Origin of the sequence: Amycolatopsis lurida (genome assembly GCF_900105055.1) — a bacterium.
GTDB classification, from domain to species: Bacteria; Actinomycetota; Actinomycetes; order Mycobacteriales; family Pseudonocardiaceae; genus Amycolatopsis; species Amycolatopsis lurida.
Genome location: NZ_FNTA01000004.1, coordinates 2883217 through 2901040, shown reverse-complemented (window position 1 = coordinate 2901040; position 17824 = coordinate 2883217). Strand labels below are relative to the sequence as shown.

The window sequence follows — 17824 nt, the reverse complement described above, 5'->3', positions numbered from 1 at the left end:
AATGACGCGGGCGCTGAAAGAAACAGACCGGGAGAAGACGGCCGAGCGGCTGCTCAAGTCCTCCGCGAACAAGTTCTACGATCCCGACGTCGACATCGACTGGAACGCCCCGCTCGTCGACGGGAAGCACTACATCCCGGCCCACCGTTCTTCGCTCTACGGCACCGAGCTGTGGGACTCGCTCTCCGAAGAGCAGCGCATCGAACTCGGCAAGCACGAAGTCGCGAGCGTCGCCACGACGGGGCTGTGGTTCGAAATCCTCCTGATGCAGATGCTGCTCAAGGAGGTCTACGAAGAGGACCCGACCAGCTCGCACGCCCAGTACGCGTTGACCGAGATCGCGGACGAATGCCGTCACTCGACGATGTTCGCGCGGATGGCTTCGCGGATCGGATGCCCGAACTACGGGCCGGTGCCCTGGTTGCGGCGGCTGGCGAAACTCATGCCGACGATCAGCTACGGCCCCGCGCGCTACGGCGCGATCCTCGTCGCCGAAGAGGTCCTCGACCGGCTTCAGCGCGAGCAGATGAACGACCCGGAGATCCAGCCGCTGGTGCGCATGGTCAACCGGATCCACGTGCTCGAAGAGGCCCGGCATGTCACCTTCGCCCGCGAAGAGGTGACGCGCGGGATGGCGAAACTGTCGAAGAAGGAAATCCTCTACCAGCAGTTCATCATCGCGCTCATTTCGTACTTCGTGACGCGGGCCTTCATCAACCCGAACGTCTACAAGGCCGTCGGCATCCGTCCGCGCGACGGCGTCGAGGCCGCGCTGAACAACCCCAACTGGCGTGAAAGCATCCAGTGGGCCGGCGAGAAGATCATGCCGTTCCTGCAGGAATCCGGTCTGGTCGGCAAGCCGGGCATGTACTTCTGGCGCAAGTCCTTCCTGCTGCCGGGGAAGCGATGAAGAGCGTCAAGCAGCGCGACGCCGTCTCGTGGGACCCGTCGCGGGAACACCGGTTCGTGACGGGCGACGGCACCGCACTGCACGTCGAGACGAGCGGCCCCGCCGACTCCGAACTCACGCTGGTGCTCGTGCACGGCTGGACTCAGGACCACCGGACCTGGGACGGCGTGGCGGCACGGCTCGGCGACTCCATCCGGACCCTGCGCTACGACCTGCGCGGCCACGGCGGTTCCGCGCCGGCGAAACCGGGGACGGCCACGATCGCCACCCTCGCCGACGACCTCGCCGAGCTGATCGAAGACCGCGTCCCGAACGGACCGCTCGTGCTCGCCGGGCACTCCATGGGCGGCATGACGATCATGGAACTTTCCCGAAGGCATCCCGATCTCGTGGCCCGGCGCGTCGCAGGGGTCGCGTTCGTCGCCACATCGTCCGGTGAGATGGACCGGATCACCCTCGGCCTGCCGGGGATCGCGGGCAGCGGCGCGGCGAGGTTCGAGCGGAGGCTCGCGAAGCTGCTCGCGAAGAACCGCCGCGACGCCTTGCCGCTGCCGCTGTCGGTGGTACGGCCGGGCGCTCGGCTGCTCGTCTTCGGGCGGCGGCCGCAGCGGGCCGACGTGGACTCGGTCGCCGAACAGCTGCTGTGTGCGCATCCGGCGAGCGTCGCGGGCTTCCAGGACGCGATCTCGCGGCACGACTGCCGGGTCACGCTGGCCGCGCTGCAGGGCAAACCGGTGGTCGTGCTCGCGGGGGAGCGGGATCGGCTCTGCCCGCCGCCGCACGCCAAGGTCATCGCCGACGAGCTGCCGGAGGCGGAGTTCGTGCGCTACCCGGGCGCCGGGCACATGCTCCCGCAGGAACGGGCGCAAGAGGTTTCGGACCGCATCGCCGCCCTCGTCCGCCGCGCCGCGAGGGCCTGAGAAAGGGGAGCAAGGGACCTTTGCTACCGCTTCTCTCGACAGTGAGACAAGTGGGAGCAAAGGTCCCTTGCTCTCTTCCCGCAGCGGGAGCAAAGGTCCCTTGCTCCCTCAGAGGTTCGTGTAGCCGTGCTCCAGGAGGCGGACACCGGTCTCCCGGTAGGCGTCCTGGTCGTCGACGGCGAGGGTGGCCAGCCCGTCGACGTAGCGGTTGAACATGCAGAACGCGGCCGCGATCAGGACCGTGTCGTGGATTTCGACGTCCGTCGCGCCCTCCGCGCGGGCCATCTCGATCAGCTCTCCGCCCACGGATTTTCCGCTTTCCCGGACGGCGAGCGCGACGTGCAGGAGCGCCTTCACCTTCGCCGAGACGGGTGCGCCGTCGACGTCCTTCCAAGCCGCTTCGACGACCGGCATGCCGCCTTCGAGCGCTTCGGCGGCGACGGCGGCGTGACTGCGTGAGCAGAACGTGCAGTCGTTGCCGCGCGAGACGACCGCACCGATCAGTTCGCGCTCGCCCACGCTGAGACTGCTCGGGCCGCGAAGCAGGACCTCGGCGAGTTGCCCGAGCGGCGCGGCCGTCTCCGGCCGGTAGGCGAACAGGGCCGTGATGCCGGGCAGGTTCTCATCGAGCGCGATGTGGGGCATGGCTTACTCCTCGCGGATCGGTGACGCGGTCGTTCGATTCATAGCCGAAATCCGGCCCGAGCCGGTGCCTTCGGCCGAATCAGAGCAAGAGCAAAGGTCCCTTGCCCTTCTCGTGAGGCCCCCGACCGTGCTTGAGTCGGGCCGACCACTCACGAGGGACGTCGTGATCGTCAGACTCCGGGGCCGCGCGTCGATCTCTACGCCGACGGCGACCGCTGAACATCCGATCCGGTTCCGGGCGCCCACACCCATCCCGGAGCCGAACGGCCGGGCGATCCGATGGACGAGCAAATCCTGCGTGCTGAAACACCCCGTCGCGGTTATTTCGCGAGGCGTCCGGTGAGCTAACGTGATCTCATCGACTGGGGAGTTGAAACGATGAAACAACGTGGATCGATCTTGTCCGTCTTCACCCTCACCCTCGCCGCGGTTCTCGGCGCCGCCCTGCTCACGAACCTCGGCGGTGAGACCACCGAAACCGGGAGCGACGCCGAGTTCTCCGGGGCCGGCCGCGTCGTCATCCGTGACGCGTCGATGGTGCTCACGATGGACCCCGCCCTCGGCGAAGGACCGCTCGGCGCCCTCGCCGACTCCGACGTCGTGCTGGAAGGCACCAAGATCAAACAGGTCGGCAAGGATATCGACGCGGGCTCCGCGAAAGTCGTCGACGGCCGAGGCAAGATCGTGCTGCCCGGGTTCGTCGACCTGCACAACCACCTGTGGCAGTCGCTCATCCGAGGCTGCGCTGCCGACAAGGAACTCATCGGCTGGCTCGGCAAATGCGTCATCCCGTTGTATCGCGCGCCCGTGACCGACGCGGACGCGTACGCGGGCACGAAACTCGCCGCGGCCGACGTCGTCTCGACCGGCATCACCACGGTCACCGACTGGTCGCACGCCTTCAACACCGACTTCGCCAAGGGCGGTCTCCGTGCGCTCGGCGAGTCGAAGCTGCGATTCCTCTACTCCTACAACGGCACCACCGATCCCGCGCTGCAGAACGAGATCCGCCGCGTGAAGCGCGAGGTCATCGATCCGAACCCGTTGGCGCGCCTGCAGATCGGCACTCATCCGTCCACGGGGAACTTCCCGAGCGTCGAGGCCTCGGAGAAGCTCGCCCGCGAACTCGGCGTCTCGCTGAACGTTCACCTGCTCGAATCGAAGGCCGATCTGACCGCGGGGCAGATGGACGCGCTCCGGCGGGCGAACGCGCTGCACCCCGGGCTGGTGGCGAACCACGTCATCCAGACCACCGACGCCGACCTCGACGAGCTCGCGGCAGCCGGGGTCAGCGTCGCGCACAACCCGCTGTCGAACATGCGGCTCGCGTCGGGGGTGATCCGGCTGCCGGAGATGAAGAAGCGGAACATGAAGGTCGGGCTCGGCCTCGACGGCGGTACCAACGACACGAGCGACATGTTCAATGTGATGCGCGCGGCCGTCGGTCTTCAGCGGGCGACCACGACGGATCCGGCGGTCTACCCGACCACCGCGGACGTCCTGCGCATGGCGACCCTCGGCGGTGCGGAAGCGCTGGGGATGGACAAGGAGATCGGGTCGCTGACGCCGGGCAAGCGGGCGGATCTCCAGCTGGTCGACGCCCAGGCGGTCAACTTCGCGCCGAAGGTGGACTGGGTGAATCAGCTGGTCTTCAACACCCAGCCCGCGAACGTCTCATGGGTGTTCGTCGACGGCCGCGCCCTCAAACGCGAAGGACGCGTTGTCGGCATCGACACCGCGAAGGTCGTCGCCGACGCCCAGCTTGCCGCCGACCGCGTGAAGAAGCTCCTGCCCCAGTGACCTGACGCAATTCGTCATCTACTTGCGTTCGCGATGATCGCGAGTAGATGACGAATTGCGGGTCGGGTCAGTGCTGCAGCGGGAAACCGCCGCCGATACCCCGCCAGGCGAGGTTGGCGGTGAGGGCGACGGCCTCTTCGCGGCTCATCGACTTGTGGTGCGCCAGCCAGAACCGCGCGCTGACCTGCGAGAGGCCCACGAGGCCGACGGCGAGCAGCCGGGCCTTGTCCTCGTCGAGGCCCGCGTCGGCGGTGATGGTCTCGGTGATCGCGTCGACGCTGGCCGACGTCGCCCGGTCCACCGCCTCCTGCACGGCGGGCTCACCGCGCAGATCCGACTCGAAGACCATGCGGAACGCGCCGGCGTCGTTGTTGACGAAGTCGAAGAACGCGCCGACGGTCGCCGGCACACGCTGCTTGTTGTCCGTCGTGGAGTCGAGCGCCTCCTTGACCCGCCGCACCAGTTCGTCGACGTGGCTCTCCAGCAGCGCGATGTAGAGGTCGAGCTTGCCGGGGAAGTGCTGATAGAGGACCGGCTTGCTGACTCCGGCCTCTTCGGCGATCTCGTCCATCGCGGCAGCGTGGTATCCGTTCGCGGCGAACACCCGCTGCGCGGCGGCCAGCAGCTGGGCGCGGCGTTCCGTTCTGGGCAGGCGAACACCTCGGGCCTGCAGTCGCGCCATGTCTGTCATCGTTCCTCCAGTTCGAGGCACTCGTCTCCGCCGAGAACGCAGAGCGCAGTCGAGCGGGGCTCCACGGGCGGGGTCACCACCGCGTGAAGTGAGGTCGAGATTACTCGCCGGTACAGCCGGACCGCCAAGGGTCAGGCATCCTTGATGCTGTGTCTTCTCCAGTTTCCCGTGCCGCCGGGGGTCGTCCGCCGCTGACCCATGTGCCGCTTTCGCGCAGGTCGTTGCCGTCACTGGAGCCCGCGCCGCCCCCTTGGCCCGGGGAAACAATAGGTGTCGCCGGGGTGAAATTGCACATCCGCCGGACACCGGGCGGGCCGGAGACGGCCGTTTACGTCCACGGGCTCGGCGGTTCGTCCACGAACTGGACCGACCTCGCCGCGTTGCTGGCGCCCCAAGCGGGAGGTACGGCGGTCGATTTGCCGGGTTTCGGCTATTCGGAGCCGGCCGCCGGGTTCGACTTCAGTCTCGACTCGCACGCCGAGATCGTCGCGAGTCACATCGAGAGCCTCGACGCGGGGCCGGTGCACTTGTTCGGCAACTCGATGGGCGGCGCGGTCGTGCTGCTCGTCGCGGCCCGCCGTCCGGAGCTGGTGAAGACGCTGACGCTGATCTCGCCCGCGATGCCGGATCTCCGGCCCAGTATGCGACGGCTGTCCGACCCGCGGATGGCGTTCGCGTACCTGCCGCTGATCGGTCCGCGGGTGCGACGGCAACTGGCCGCGCTCGGCCCGCGCGAACGTGCCATGCAGGTCATCAAGCTGTGCTTCGCCGACCCCAGCCGCTTCGCCGAAAGCAGGCTGAACGAGCTCGAAGAGGAGCACAGCGCTCGCGCCGCCTTCGAGTGGGCCGCCCCCGCGCTGGCTCGCAGCACCTTCGGCATCTTCCGGACGTGGTCCGCCCGCGGGCCCGCGTCGCTGTGGGCGGTCGCGCCGACCGTCGACGCGCCGACGCTCGTCGTGTGGGGGCAGCACGACCGGGTGATCTCCGTCCGGCGCGCCGAGCGCACCGCTCGGCTACTTCCGCACGCCCGGTTGCTGGTCCTGCCCCGAACCGGCCACGTGGCGCAGATGGAACGCCCGAATGTCGTAGCGAAGGCCGTTTTGGGGATGTGGGAATCGGTCGAATCGGGCACCTGGTAGCCCATTCGGGTGGGCGGGACACGGCCCGCGAAGCGCCGGTCGCTCACAACATCACAGTTCGGTTATGGCACCCTGGTGCGCGTGGATCGGGTAAAGCAAGGCGCGCAGGGCGAAGGTCGGCGGTCTCAGTACTCCGCCTCCGCCCGCCGTCCGTCGCGCCCCCAGCCCCGGACCACCGACGCGCCGCGCACCGGTCAGTACCGGCCGACGCCACCGCCGTCGCAGCGGCTCGACGAGGACCGCTACCGTCCCGGCGGCCGCCGGACCAGTGCCCAGCCGCTCAGTGCCTCCTGGAAGCCGCACGAGCCCGGCGCCGCGAAGACCGCCAAGCGCAAGAGCAAGGGCGGCATCGGCCAGTTCGCCAAGACCTACGGCTGGCGCGTGTACGCGCTGCCGATCCTCGTCGTGATCACCGCGCTGGTCGTGTTCAACACCGCCACCGGCCCGCCCGAGCCGATCGCCACGGATGGGGCGAGTCTCGCTTCGGCCGATGGATCCGACGGTTCCGCGGGCAACGGCGGAGAGCCGGGCGCGGGTGTCGATGGGGGCGGCGACGTCCTTCCGGAGAACCCGGCCAAACCGGTCGACCTCAAGATCCCCACCGCGGACCTGCCCAAGGGCGGCGACTTCACCCAGTCGGGCAAGGGCACGTATCACGTGGTGCCGGGCAAGGGGGAGAAGGTCGGGACGGGCCAGCTGTTCACGTACACCGTCGAGGTCGAGGACGGCATCGATCCGTCGAGCTACATGGGGGACGACAGCTTCGCCAGGTCGGTCGAGGAGACGCTGTCCAATCCCCAGAGCTGGACGTGGGACGGGAAGAAGGCGCTCCAGCGCGTGGACGCGAGTTTCCCGAACCCCAGCTTCCGGGTGAGTCTCACCACACCGAACACGACGCACCGCGCGGACGTCTGCATGTTCCAGATCACCTACGAGACCTCGTGCTACCGGTCGAGTTTCGACAAGCGCGTGGTGATCAACCTCGCCCGCTGGGTGCGCGGAGCGATGGCGTTCCAGGGCGACATGGTCTCGTACCGTCAGTACGCCATCAACCACGAGGTCGGGCACGCCCTGGGCGGAAAGCACGTGGGCTGCAAGGAGAACGGCGCGATCGCGCCGGTCATGATGCAGCAGACCTTCGGCGTCTCCAACGACTTCGTCGCGCAGCTGAACGATCTGCCGGGTGGGGACCGGGGCAAGGTGCCCGCCGACGGCAAGGTCTGCAAGCCGGGCTCCTGGCCGAACCCGTCACCCTAGTCTCCGCCGTCTCACCTGCTGGAACTTCCCACGGTCTGGAACAGGGGAAGGCGTTCGGGCCTTTCCGTGTTGTAGATACTGGGATGCGACCCGCGATCCACGCGAGATGGAGGACCCGATGTCAGGCACGCTGCCGCCGCTCGTCGAGCCGGCCGCCGAGCTCACCAAGGAAGAGGTGGCCCGGTACAGCCGTCACCTGATCATCCCGGACGTCGGGATGACCGGGCAGAAGCGGCTGAAGAACGCCAAGGTCCTGGTCATCGGTGCCGGCGGCCTCGGCAGCCCGGCGCTGCTGTACCTCGCCGCGGCCGGGGTCGGCACGCTCGGCATCGTCGACTTCGACGAGGTCGACGAATCGAACCTGCACCGCCAGGTCATCCACGGCCAGTCCGACATCGGCAAGCTGAAGGCGGCGTCCGCGCAGGAGTCGCTCGCCGAGATCAACCCGTTCGTCAAGGTGCACCTGCACACCGACCGGCTCGAGTCGTCCAACGCGCTGGAGCTGTTCGAGCAGTACGACCTGATCCTCGACGGCACCGACAACTTCGCGACGCGCTACCTGGTCAACGACGCCGCCGTGCTCACCGGCAAGCCCTACGTGTGGGGCTCGATCTACCGGTTCGAGGGCCAGGCGAGCGTGTTCTGGGAGGACGCGCCGAACGGCAAGGGCCTCAACTACCGCGACCTCTACCCCGAGCCGCCGCCGCCCGGCATGGTCCCGTCGTGCGCCGAGGGCGGTGTGCTGGGCGTGCTGTGCGCGTCCATCGGCTCGATCATGGTGAACGAGGCGATCAAGCTGATCACCGGCATCGGTGAGCCGCTGCTGGGCAGGCTCGTCAGCTACGACGCGCTCGAGATGAAGTACCGCGAGGTCAAGATCCGCAAGGATCCGGAGACCCCGAAGATCACCGAGCTCATCGACTACGAAGCGTTCTGCGGTGTTGTGTCCGACGAAGCCGCTTCGGCCGCTTCGGGACACACGATCACTCCGGCGGAGCTCAAGGCCAAGTTCGACAACGGCGACAACTTCGCCCTCATCGACGTCCGCGAGCCGCACGAGTACGAGATCGTCAACATCAAGGGCGCGACGCTGATCCCGAAGGACAAGATCCTCTCGGGCGAGGCGCTGGCGGAACTACCGCAGGACAAGCCGATCGTGCTGCACTGCAAGTCGGGCGCGCGTTCGGCGGAGGCTCTCGCGGCGCTGCACAAGGCCGGGTTCAAGGACGCGACCCACCTTGGGGGCGGCGTGCTGGCGTGGGCGCGGCAGATCGACCAGAGCCTGCCGACCTACTGAGGTTTCGCGGAAGCGCGTGAAGGCCCCCTTCCCTCGGCTCAGCCGAGGGAAGGGGGCCTTCACGCGCGAAATGGTCCGCGGGGGACCCTAGGCGGTAGCAAAGGTCCCTTGCTCCCGTCAGTAGCCGACGGACCGGCCCACGAAGATCGCCCGCACGAACGTCGCGAACCCCGCGACGACGTCCGTCCGGTTCCCGGAGGCCGCCTTCGGTACGGCGGCGATGATCTCGGCGTCGGTCAGCGGATGGGTCTTCCCGGCCAGTTCCCGTAGCTCTTCGGGTTTCCAGTTGTGGTTTCCCGCGAGGTGCACCGACAGCCCGCCACGCCGCTGGATGAACTCGATGCGGTCCGCGTTCCGCCGGATGAACTCGCCTTCGCCGACTTGGGCGCACGTCGCGTTCTCGAGACGCCAAGCGGTCTTCACCGACGTCTCGCAGTTCTCGACGGCGTCGGTCGCGAAGGTCCAGACGGGCGAGACCCACAGCTGAGGCGCGTATTCGACGATCAGCGACCCGGAGTCTTCGGTCGTCTTGGTCGGGAGTCGCCGCGGGCCGAGGTCCGCCGCGAGGGTGCGGTCGTGCGGGACGCCGGTCGAGGCGAGGCGCCGTGCGGGGGTGTCCAAAGGCAGCGACGCGGGGACGGCGATCCCGCCGGCGATCAGGGCGACCAGGAGGACGCCCGCCCCTGCCCGCACCCGGAGGTCACGCGTGAACAGCCCCGCGACGAGCAGCACGGGCACGCCCAGGAACGGCACCGCGAACCAAGGGTCGAACGCCTCCGCCACTTCCAGCACGAAGATCGCGCCGAAAACACCACAGATCCCGGTCGCGAAGGCCCAGGCCAGTCGCGGCCAAGGTTTCGCGACGGACGGGAAGGCCTCCGGCGCCACGAAACCGATGAGGTAGACCACGCCGATCGACACGAGCGGCACCGGTAACGCGATCCAGGGCGCGTGCAGGAACGCGGCGAGGGGAAGCAACAGGCCCACGGTGAGTGCTCCGAGCGTCCCGAGCAGCCACAGTGAGCCGAGTGCGAGCGCCGCGAGTTGCCCGCCGGTGAGGCGACGCTGAGCCGTTCGGGGGATCACGGTCGAAGAATGGCAGGTCAGAAGCGATCCTGTCTTGAGTATCGCTACTCAAGACCAGCGCGTCTTCTCGTTCGTGGCGCGCAAGACCGGGTAACGTCCCGAGCCGTGCGTGCCACCCTTGAAAGCCCTCCGGAACACGTCTGTTCGGCGTTCGGCGGACGTACCGGTGACGCGGAACCGCTGCCAGGCACCACCGCCTGGCGCTACAACGATCTCGTGCTCAAACCCGTCGTCGACAAGTCGCGGACCCTGTGGACGGCCCGAGCGCTGGAAGCCGTCGACGAGCCGGGGCTGCGGGTCGCGAAGCCCGTCCGGTCCAGCGACGGCCGATGGATCGTCGGCGGCTGGTCGGCGAATCGCTACGTGTCCGGTACGGCCGAGCACCGGTACGACGAGGTCGTGCACGCGGCGGTCAAACTGCATCGCGCGACGGCCGGGTTGCCCCGGCCGGATTTCCTGGGACGGCGCACCGATATCGAGGCGCTGGCCGACAAACTCGCCTGGGGCGAGGCGGAAATGCCCCTCGACGAGAACAAGGGCGGCCGCTGGTTCGAGGTGCTGGCCGGTTCGCGAAGACCGGTCAAGCTGCCGGACCAGGTCGTCCACGGGGAGCTTCTCGCCGGCGTGCTCTTCGACGGCGACGCCGCCCCCGGCATCGTCGATTTCGTGCCGTACTACCGGCCGGGTGAATGGGGCGCCGCGATCGTCGCGGTCGACGCGCTGGCCTGGGGCGGCGCCACCATCGATCTCCTCGAACGCTGGGCGCATCTGCCCCAATGGCCCCAGCTTCTCCTGCGGGCGGTCCTCTTCCGGCTCGCCGCCAACGCCCTCGACCCGCGGTCGACCCGGGCGGCGCACGACGGGCTCCGTGCCGCCGCCCGGGACGTGAGCGCGGTGCTGTAGGTCACTCGGTGCGCAGGTTCTCCGTCTTCGCCGCCGCGCGGACGGACGGAACCGTCGACGCCGTCACCAGCAGCACCATCGCGATCGCCGCCGCGGTGAGCAGCCCGACCGCGGACCAGTCGACGTGCAAGCCCTTCCAGAACAGCCGCCTGCCCAGCGCGGCGACGGCGATCCCGGTCACCGTCGCGACCACGATGCCCACCAGCAGCGGAATCCCGTTCTGCCACAACAGGGACCGGACGATCACCCGCACCGGCACGCCGGTGGCGGCCAGCGCCCCGAGCGCCCGGCGCCGTTCCCGGACCTGTTCCTGAGCGAGCACCAGCAGGCTCACCCCGGCCAGCAGCAGGACGGACAACGCGCCGCCGAACAGGATGTTCCGCACGTCGTCGAGCATCCGGGCCTCGTCGGAGACCCGCTTTTCGTTGGCGGACGACACCGAGACCTGTCCGCTGTACGGCGCCACCGAGTTCCGCACCAGCTCGACGAAGTCCGGATCGCCGGTCGTCCCCCGCAGGCTCACCGTGACCGGCGCGGCGGCCAGGTCGACGCCCGCCATCGCGGCAGGCGTCGCGAGCACGTGTGGCTGGAGCTGCTCGCCGAGCCCCGACGGCTTCACGCCGAGCGGGCGGGGCGTGGCCGGAACGGTCCAGGGCCGCTCCCTCTTGTCGTCGTCGGTGAGCTTCACCGACTGTCCTTTGTGGAGAGAGGCCGGATCGGCGAACACGTCACCGTCGTGGCATCCGGTCGCGGCAGTGGTCGCTTCGATCGTGGCGCAGTCGGCGACGGCGAGCGAGGCGAGCCCGCCGTCGCCGCGGTTCGTGTCGACGAGCATCGAGCGCATGGCCTGGAAGCCGGCCGCGCCGGGCACCGCGCGGACCGCGGCGATCGCCTGATCGGCCACCGAACTGTCGGCATGGACGGAGATCCGGTCGTCGGTCTTCTTCTGGTAGACGGCCGCCAACGTCACCTGGCCCGCCAACAGGCTCTGCAGCGCGATCACCCCGGCGAGCACCACGCAAAGCCCCGCGACCACCCGAGCCGGGGTTCCGCTGTCGTTCCGCAGACGGCGGATCGCGAGCTGGAACGACGGCGGCCCGCCCTTGATCCGGGCGACGACCCGCTCCAGCAGCCACGGCAGCACCGCGGGTATCCCGAGCATCAGCAGCACGGCACCGGCGATCAGCGCCATTCGGCCGAATTCGCTCGCGACGCTGAAATCCGGGGCTATCAAAGCGATTCCGGCGACGATCGGCAGCAGCCTCCACCACAACCGCCGCTTCGGTGGCACGGTTTCGCGGACGACTCCGAGCGGTTCGACGACCGTGTGTCGCTGGGCGGCCCAAGCCGCCGCCACGGTCAGGGCGGGGACCACGAGCACGATCAGCACCACCAGTGGCCACGGCGGCGTCAGATCCTCCGGGTACACCCCGAACCGGAGCACCTGGAAGTCCGCCACCGCGCCGCGGAACAGCAGGAACGACGCGGCACCGGCGACCAGCCCGGCCACGGCGCCCACGAGGGATTCCGCCGCGGTGATCCGGCGCAGCTGCTTGAGGGACGAGCCCGCCAGCCGCAGCGCGGCGAGCCGCCGGTCACGGGCCGCACCGCCGAGCCGGGAGACCGTCCCCACGAAGATGAACACCGGCGTGAGCAGGACGAAGAGACCGATCAGCAGTAGTGAGAGGATTCCCCGCTCGAACGGCGTTTCGTAGCCGGGAAGGGAACCGAAGGCATAGGTCGCGACGCCGTTGCGTGGATTGTCCGTGCCGGCGTAGACGACGAGGTCGTTCGGGTTGAGCACGGCTTCCGCGTCGATGATCCCGACCGGCTTGCCGGGAAGACGGGGCCGCAACAGGCCACTGGTGTCGGCCGCGACGAGTTCGTCGAGCTTCGGCGAAAGGAAGACCTCGCCCGGCGCCGGCAGCCGATCCACCCCCGGCGGGATCGGCGAGTTCGGCCCGGTGGCCTGAAGGTGGACGAGCGAGATCGCCTGGCCGCGGAAGTCGGTCGTCGTCGTGTGATGGTTCAGTGGTGCGACACCCGGGATCGGTTCGTTCCGCGGGGAGGTGGCATACGCCCGCTGGTCCCGGTTCTCCTTGACGGTGCCCGCGGAGGCGCCGATCAGGAGGACCGCCACCGCGAGCCCGATGCCGACGGTGCTCAGGACGAGCCTGACGATCGAGCCCCGGCCGCCCCCGACGGCCAGCCGGAACCCCAGCATCAGGTCTTCGCGCCCGGTCATCGGGTGACCACCGGTTCGCGTGTCCGGCCGTCTCGCACGATGACCTCCCGGTCGGAGTAGGCGGCCACCCGCGGTTCGTGGGTGACGAGGACGACGGCGGCGTCGGTCTGCTTCGCCGTCTCGGACAGCAAACGCATGACCAGCTCTCCGCTGAGCGTGTCGAGCGCGCCGGTCGGTTCGTCGGCGAAGATCACCGACGGCTCGGTGATCAGCGCCCTGGCCATGGCGACCCGCTGGCTCTGCCCACCCGAAACCTGGCCGGGTGTGCTGTCGTCGGCGTCACCGACCGCCAGCCGGTCGAGCCAGGTCCGCGCGATCCGCTCGGCGGGACGGCGCTTCATGCCGCCAAGGCGCAACGGCAGCGCGACGTTTTCCAGGCAGGTCAGCTCGGGCACGAGCTGCCCGAACTGGAAGACGAAACCGAATTCGCTGCGCCGCAACGCACTGCGTTCGGTGTCGGACATGCTCGCGAGATCTCGCCCGCGGAACAGCACCTGACCCGCGTCGGGCCGCACGATTCCGGACAGGCAGTGCAGCAGTGTCGACTTCCCGGAGCCGGAGGGACCCATGATCGCGACGATCTCCCCGGCTTCGAGCGTCAGCCCGGCCCCGTCGAGCGCCTGGTTCGGGCCGAAGGCCTTGTGCAGGCCGAGCCCGTGTAACAACGGTGTTTCCACTGTGTGGTCCCCAGATCAGCGCGTCAGCTGGCGCGCGAGGTCGTCGAGGCGGGCGGCGGTGAGTTCCAGCCACCGCAAATCCGCTTCCAGGTGGAAGAGCGCGTGGTCGCAGATCAGCTGGTCGGCGAGGTCGCCGTCGGTCTTGCGGGCGGTGAGCTCACGCATGGCGCGCAGGTGGGAGCTCCGCTGGGCGTCGAGGAGGTCCTGTGCGCCGCGGCCGGACAGCAGCGCGAGCACGACCTTGGTGTAGAGCGTGTTCTGCAGGTAGACCGAGGGACTTTCCGGGCTTTTCAGCCATTCCTCGACGTTGGTGACGCCCGCCTCGGTGATCGCGTAGCGCTTCCGGTCCGGGCCGCCGCCCGCCTCGACGCCGTTCTCCTCGACCAGGCCGTTCTTCAGGAGCCGGTTCAGCGTCGAGTAGACCTGCCCGTAGTGCAGCGGACGATCTTGCCGGAACTGCTTGTCGTAGAGCTGTTTGAGGTCGTAGCCGTGCTTCGGACCCGCTTCGAGCAGGCCGAGCAGCGTGTTCCCGATGGACATGCGGGCGACTATACACACAATCTATACATTGAGTGTATAGCTGCTGAAGGCGTCATTCCCCCGCATACGAGGTCGACTCGAGCAGGCCCGCGACCTCACGGTGTGACGTCGATCAGCGGCGGGCAATGTCAAACGCCTGAAACATTCAGGAGTTTTCAGGTAACACGGCCTACCTACCTTCAAGCGCTATCGACGCCTGGAGGAGGTGCCCGTGCCGCTCGCCGCCCCCACCGTGACCGCGGTGGACACGCACTGCCCGTACTGCGCCCTGCAGTGCGGGATGAGCCTCGACGGCGCCCGGGTCGCCCCGCGTGACTTCCCGGTCAACGCCGGCGGCCTCTGCCAGAAGGGCTGGACGTCGGGGGAGCTCCTCACCTCGCCCTCCCGCTTGACGACACCGCTGATCAGGGTCGACGGCGAACTCCGGCCCGCGACCTGGACGCAGGCCCTCGATCTCGTCGCCGAACGGCTCATCGAGATCCGCGCGGCCAAGGGGGCCGACTCGGTCGCCGTCTTCGGCGGTGGCGGTTTGACCAACGAGAAGGCGTATCTGCTGGGGAAGTTCGCGCGGATCGCGCTGGGCACCTCGCAGATCGACTACAACGGCCGGTTCTGCATGTCGTCGGCGGCCGCCGCCGGGATCAAGGCGTTCGGCGCCGACCGTGGCATGCCGTTCCCCGTCACGGATCTCGCCGACGCCGACGCGGTCCTGCTGATCGGCGCGAACCCGGCCGAGACGATGCCGCCGTTCACGCAGCATCTGCGGGGCGCGGACCTGATCGTCGTCGACCCGCGCCGCACGCCGACCGCCGAACTCGCCGGACTGCACCTGCAGCCCGCGCCGGGTACCGACCTCGCCCTCGCGCAGGGCATTCTGCACGCCGTCGTCGCCGACGGCCTGCTCGATCAGTCCTATGTGGACGCCCGAACCAACGGTTTCGAAGAACTGTGGCGCTCGGTCGCGGCCTGGTGGCCGGAGCGCGTCGAGCAGATCACCGGGGTCTCCGCCGCGGACCAGCGTCGTGTCGCCGCCAAGCTCGCCGCGGCCCGCAACGCCTACGTCCTCACCGCGCGCGGCACCGAACAGCACGCCAACGGCACCGCGATGGTCAACGCCTGGATCAACCTTTCGCTCGCCCTGGGCCTGCCCGGGCGCAAGGGGTCCGGCTTCGGCTGCCTGACCGGACAGGGCAACGGCCAAGGCGGTCGCGAGCACGGGCAGAAGGCCGACCAGCTGCCCGGCTACCGCAAGATCGACGACCCCGCGGCCCGCGAGTACGTCGCCGGGGTGTGGGGTGTGCCGCCGGAATCCTTGCCGGGCCCGGGCCGTTCGGCCGTCGAGCTGCTGGAGGCGCTCGGCGCCGAAGACGGGCCGAGCGCGCTGATGGTGTTCGGCAGCAACCTCGTCGTTTCCGCGCCCGGCGCCGGGAACATCCAGGACAAGGTGTCCTCTTTGGACTTCCTGGTGGTCTCGGACCTCGTCCTGTCGGAGACGGCGGCGATGGCCGACGTCGTCCTGCCGGTCACCCAGTGGGCCGAGGAGGACGGCACGATGACCAACCTCGAAGGCCGGATCCTCCTGCGCCGCAAGGCGATCGATCCACCGTCCGGCGCGAAGACCGATCTTTACGTGCTCTCCGAGCTCGCCCGCCGGTTCGGCCAGCCCGATGGCCGGTTCCCGACGGACGCCGAGACCGTCTTCACCGAGCTTCGCCAGGCATCCAAGGGCGGTGTCGCCGACTACTCGGGCATCACCTACGACCGGCTCCGTGACGGCGAGGCCCTCTACTGGCCCGTCCCGGCGGAATCGCATCCCGGCACGCCGCGGATGTTCCTCGACCGCTTCGCCCACCCGGACGGCCGCGCACGGTTCGTCCCGGTGGACCACGTCGGCCCGGCCGAACTGCCCGACGCCGAATTCCCCTTGCAGGCCACCACCGGGCGGGTCCTGCAGCACTACCAGTCCGGGGCGCAGACCCGGCTGGTCAAGGAACTCAACGACGTCGTGGCGGAGGCCTTCGTGGAAGTTCATCCCGACACCGCTGCTCGCGCGGGACTGGCCGAGGGCGATCTCGCCGTCGTGCGGTCCCGCCGCGGGGAGACCGTCGCACGCGTTCGCTGCGTGGCGTCGCTGCGCCCCGACCTGGTGTTCCTGCCGTTCCACTTCCCCGGCGAGGGCAGGGCGAACCTGCTGACCAACCCGGCGCTCGACCCGACGAGCCGGATGCCCGAGTTCAAGGTGTGCGCGGTCGCGCTCGCCCCGGCCGAGGCCGTCGCGTGAGCCCCCGGTCGGTGGTCATCGCCGGATACGGGATGGCGGGCGCGCGGCTGGCGGACGACATCCGCCGCCGCGATCCCGACGGTGAACGCGTCCGGCTCACCGTCGTCGGCGCGGAGACGCATACCGCCTACAACCGGGTGCTGCTGTCGTCGGTGGTCGCCGGGACGATGCGGCCCGAGGTGGTCCGGCTCCACGATGACGACTGGCCGTCCCGTACCGGGGCCGACCTGCGCCGCGGGGTCACCGCGACCTCGATCGACCGCGCGGCGCGGCGCGTGCACCTCGACGACGGGTCCACTGTGGACTACGACGCGCTCGTGCTCGCCACCGGCGCGAACCCGTGGATGCCGCCGGTCGAAGGGCTCGAACCCGGCCCGGACGTCGTCGCGTTCCGCACCCTCGACGACTGCGCGCGCATCCTGGACGCGGCCAAACTGGGCGCCCCGGTCGCGGTGCTCGGCGGCGGGCTGCTCGGCCTGGAAGCCGCACGGGGCCTCGCCGGGCGGGGAAACCTCGTCACCGTCGTGCATCCGATGCCGCACATCATGGAACGCCAGCTCGACGCGGAATCCGCGCGGGTGCTGACCAGGAAGCTCGAAGAGCTCGGCGTCGCCTTCCGGCTAGGTGTCGGGGCCGCGCGCTACGTCAGCGGCGACGGGCTCAAACTCGACGACGGCACGCACGTGCCCGCCGATCTCATCGTCGTCTCCACCGGCGTCCGGCCGGAGACGAAACTGGCCGTGGACGCCGGGCTGACCGTCGAGGGCGGCATCGTCGTCGACGACCTGCTGCGCACCAGCGACGGCCGGATCCACGCGATCGGCGACTGCGCGAAGCATCCGGGCGCGTTCGGCGGGCTCGTACAACCCGCGTGGGAACAGGCCGCCGTCGTCGCGGATCTGGTCACCGGCACGAAATCCGCGTCACGATATCGCGGCACCCAGGCGGTGACGCGGCTCAAGGCCCGCGGCATCGACCTCACCGCGCTCGGCGAGACGATGACCGGCGCGGACGACCCGTCCGCCGAAGTGCTCACCTTCAGCGACCCGGCGGGCTGCCGCTACGGCAAGCTCGTCATCCGCGAGAACCGGGTGACCGGTGCGATCCTGCTCGGCCTGCCCGACGCGGCCGCGACGATCACGCAGCTCTACGACCGGGGTACGCCGGTACCCGAAGACCGGCTCGCAGTCCTTTTAGGACGCTCACTGCCACCGGGGGCGCCGTCGGCGGCGAGCCCGGCCGATCTGCCCGCGTCGGCGGTCATCTGCCGCTGCAACGCGGTGACCAAGGGACGGCTCGTCGAAGCGTGGCGCGGCGGCGCCACCGACGTCCCCGCCCTCGCCGGGGCGACCCGCGCGACGACCGGCTGCGGCGGCTGCAAGGACGCCGTCGACGGGGTCGCGAAATGGCTGGCCGCCCAGTGAACCCGAACG

At 69.4% G+C, this 17824-nt stretch carries 15 protein-coding genes; 9 read left to right on the top strand and 6 right to left on the bottom strand.

The genetic code is table 11. The features are described 5' to 3' along the window. Window position 1: 1 nt before the first annotated feature. Window positions 2–910 (top strand): AurF N-oxygenase family protein, encoded by a 909-nt coding sequence (locus tag BLW75_RS18390; protein ID WP_034313270.1) that lies wholly within the window; start codon window positions 2–4, stop codon window positions 908–910. Continuing rightward, complete coding sequence (locus BLW75_RS18385) at window positions 907–1830, top strand: alpha/beta fold hydrolase (RefSeq protein ID WP_034313267.1); 924 nt, start codon at window positions 907–909, stop codon at window positions 1828–1830. Before BLW75_RS18390 ends, BLW75_RS18385 begins: the two co-directional genes overlap by 4 nt. Before the next feature lie 108 nt (window positions 1831–1938). Here BLW75_RS18385 and BLW75_RS18380 read toward each other — a convergent pair whose 3' ends face one another. Continuing rightward, window positions 1939–2475, bottom strand: a complete 537-nt coding sequence (locus BLW75_RS18380; protein WP_034313266.1) for a carboxymuconolactone decarboxylase family protein — start codon at window positions 2473–2475, stop codon at window positions 1939–1941. A gap of 378 nt (window positions 2476–2853) precedes the next feature. Here BLW75_RS18380 and BLW75_RS18375 point away from each other — a divergent pair, with 378 nt between their 5' ends. After that, window positions 2854–4275 carry an amidohydrolase family protein gene (locus tag BLW75_RS18375; protein ID WP_034313263.1) on the top strand — a complete coding sequence of 474 codons (1422 nt, stop codon included), beginning with the start codon at window positions 2854–2856 and terminating at the stop codon, window positions 4273–4275. Window positions 4276–4342: 67 nt separating this feature from the next. Here the strand turns inward: BLW75_RS18375 and BLW75_RS18370 are convergent, their stop codons facing one another. Beyond that, window positions 4343–4966: a TetR/AcrR family transcriptional regulator gene (locus tag BLW75_RS18370; RefSeq protein WP_034313261.1), complete on the bottom strand. Its 624-nt coding sequence runs from the start codon at window positions 4964–4966 to the stop codon at window positions 4343–4345. A gap of 281 nt (window positions 4967–5247) precedes the next feature. Here BLW75_RS18370 and BLW75_RS18365 point away from each other — a divergent pair, with 281 nt between their 5' ends. The 3 genes from BLW75_RS18365 to moeZ all read left to right on the top strand — a co-directional run bounded on the left by BLW75_RS18365 (window position 5248) and on the right by moeZ (window position 8659). After that, window positions 5248–6105 (top strand): alpha/beta fold hydrolase, encoded by an 858-nt coding sequence (locus BLW75_RS18365; RefSeq protein ID WP_034313260.1) that lies wholly within the window; start codon window positions 5248–5250, stop codon window positions 6103–6105. 81 nt (window positions 6106–6186) lie between these two features. Beyond that, window positions 6187–7362: a DUF3152 domain-containing protein gene (locus tag BLW75_RS18360; RefSeq protein ID WP_034313404.1), complete on the top strand. Its 1176-nt coding sequence runs from the start codon at window positions 6187–6189 to the stop codon at window positions 7360–7362. Between the two features lie 118 nt (window positions 7363–7480). After that, window positions 7481–8659 carry an adenylyltransferase/sulfurtransferase MoeZ gene (gene moeZ / locus BLW75_RS18355; protein WP_034313402.1) on the top strand — a complete coding sequence of 393 codons (1179 nt, stop codon included), beginning with the start codon at window positions 7481–7483 and terminating at the stop codon, window positions 8657–8659. A gap of 117 nt (window positions 8660–8776) precedes the next feature. Here the strand turns inward: moeZ and BLW75_RS18350 are convergent, their stop codons facing one another. Beyond that, window positions 8777–9745, bottom strand: coding sequence for a hypothetical protein (locus tag BLW75_RS18350; RefSeq protein ID WP_091597814.1), 969 nt, complete (start codon window positions 9743–9745; stop codon window positions 8777–8779). A 105-nt stretch (window positions 9746–9850) separates the two neighbouring features. Between BLW75_RS18350 and BLW75_RS18345 the strand changes: the two genes are divergently transcribed. Next, complete coding sequence (locus tag BLW75_RS18345) at window positions 9851–10648, top strand: TIGR02569 family protein (protein ID WP_034313255.1); 798 nt, start codon at window positions 9851–9853, stop codon at window positions 10646–10648. 1 nt (window position 10649) lies between these two features. Here the strand turns inward: BLW75_RS18345 and BLW75_RS18340 are convergent, their stop codons facing one another. The 3 genes from BLW75_RS18340 to BLW75_RS18330 are packed head-to-tail and all read right to left on the bottom strand — an operon-like array spanning window position 10650 to window position 14110. Further along, entirely contained in the window at window positions 10650–12893 is a 2244-nt protein-coding gene (locus tag BLW75_RS18340; RefSeq protein WP_034313252.1) for an FtsX-like permease family protein, read from the bottom strand. Further along, complete coding sequence (locus tag BLW75_RS18335; RefSeq protein ID WP_034313250.1) at window positions 12890–13570, bottom strand: ABC transporter ATP-binding protein; 681 nt, start codon at window positions 13568–13570, stop codon at window positions 12890–12892. The genes BLW75_RS18340 and BLW75_RS18335 overlap by 4 nt, the downstream gene beginning before the upstream one ends. Before the next feature lie 15 nt (window positions 13571–13585). Next, complete coding sequence (locus BLW75_RS18330; protein WP_034313248.1) at window positions 13586–14110, bottom strand: PadR family transcriptional regulator; 525 nt, start codon at window positions 14108–14110, stop codon at window positions 13586–13588. Window positions 14111–14321: 211 nt separating this feature from the next. Here BLW75_RS18330 and BLW75_RS18325 point away from each other — a divergent pair, with 211 nt between their 5' ends. Both BLW75_RS18325 and BLW75_RS18320 read left to right on the top strand, forming a co-directional pair. Next, window positions 14322–16391, top strand: a complete 2070-nt coding sequence (locus BLW75_RS18325) for a molybdopterin oxidoreductase family protein (protein ID WP_241783646.1) — start codon at window positions 14322–14324, stop codon at window positions 16389–16391. Next, window positions 16388–17815: an FAD-dependent oxidoreductase gene (locus tag BLW75_RS18320; RefSeq protein ID WP_034313247.1), complete on the top strand. Its 1428-nt coding sequence runs from the start codon at window positions 16388–16390 to the stop codon at window positions 17813–17815. Before BLW75_RS18325 ends, BLW75_RS18320 begins: the two co-directional genes overlap by 4 nt. Window positions 17816–17824: the final 9 nt, after the last annotated feature.

Coding starts and splice junctions, on each gene's coding strand:
- BLW75_RS18390 (WP_034313270.1), top strand. CDS start 2: ATGACGCGGGCGCTGAAAGAAACAGACCGGGAGAAGACGGCCGAGCGG.
- BLW75_RS18385 (WP_034313267.1), top strand. CDS start 907: ATGAAGAGCGTCAAGCAGCGCGACGCCGTCTCGTGGGACCCGTCGCGG.
- BLW75_RS18380 (WP_034313266.1), bottom strand. CDS start 2,475: ATGCCCCACATCGCGCTCGATGAGAACCTGCCCGGCATCACGGCCCTG.
- BLW75_RS18375 (WP_034313263.1), top strand. CDS start 2,854: ATGAAACAACGTGGATCGATCTTGTCCGTCTTCACCCTCACCCTCGCC.
- BLW75_RS18370 (WP_034313261.1), bottom strand. CDS start 4,966: ATGACAGACATGGCGCGACTGCAGGCCCGAGGTGTTCGCCTGCCCAGA.
- moeZ (WP_034313402.1), top strand. CDS start 7,481: ATGTCAGGCACGCTGCCGCCGCTCGTCGAGCCGGCCGCCGAGCTCACC.
- BLW75_RS18340 (WP_034313252.1), bottom strand. CDS start 12,893: ATGACCGGGCGCGAAGACCTGATGCTGGGGTTCCGGCTGGCCGTCGGG.
- BLW75_RS18330 (WP_034313248.1), bottom strand. CDS start 14,110: ATGTCCATCGGGAACACGCTGCTCGGCCTGCTCGAAGCGGGTCCGAAG.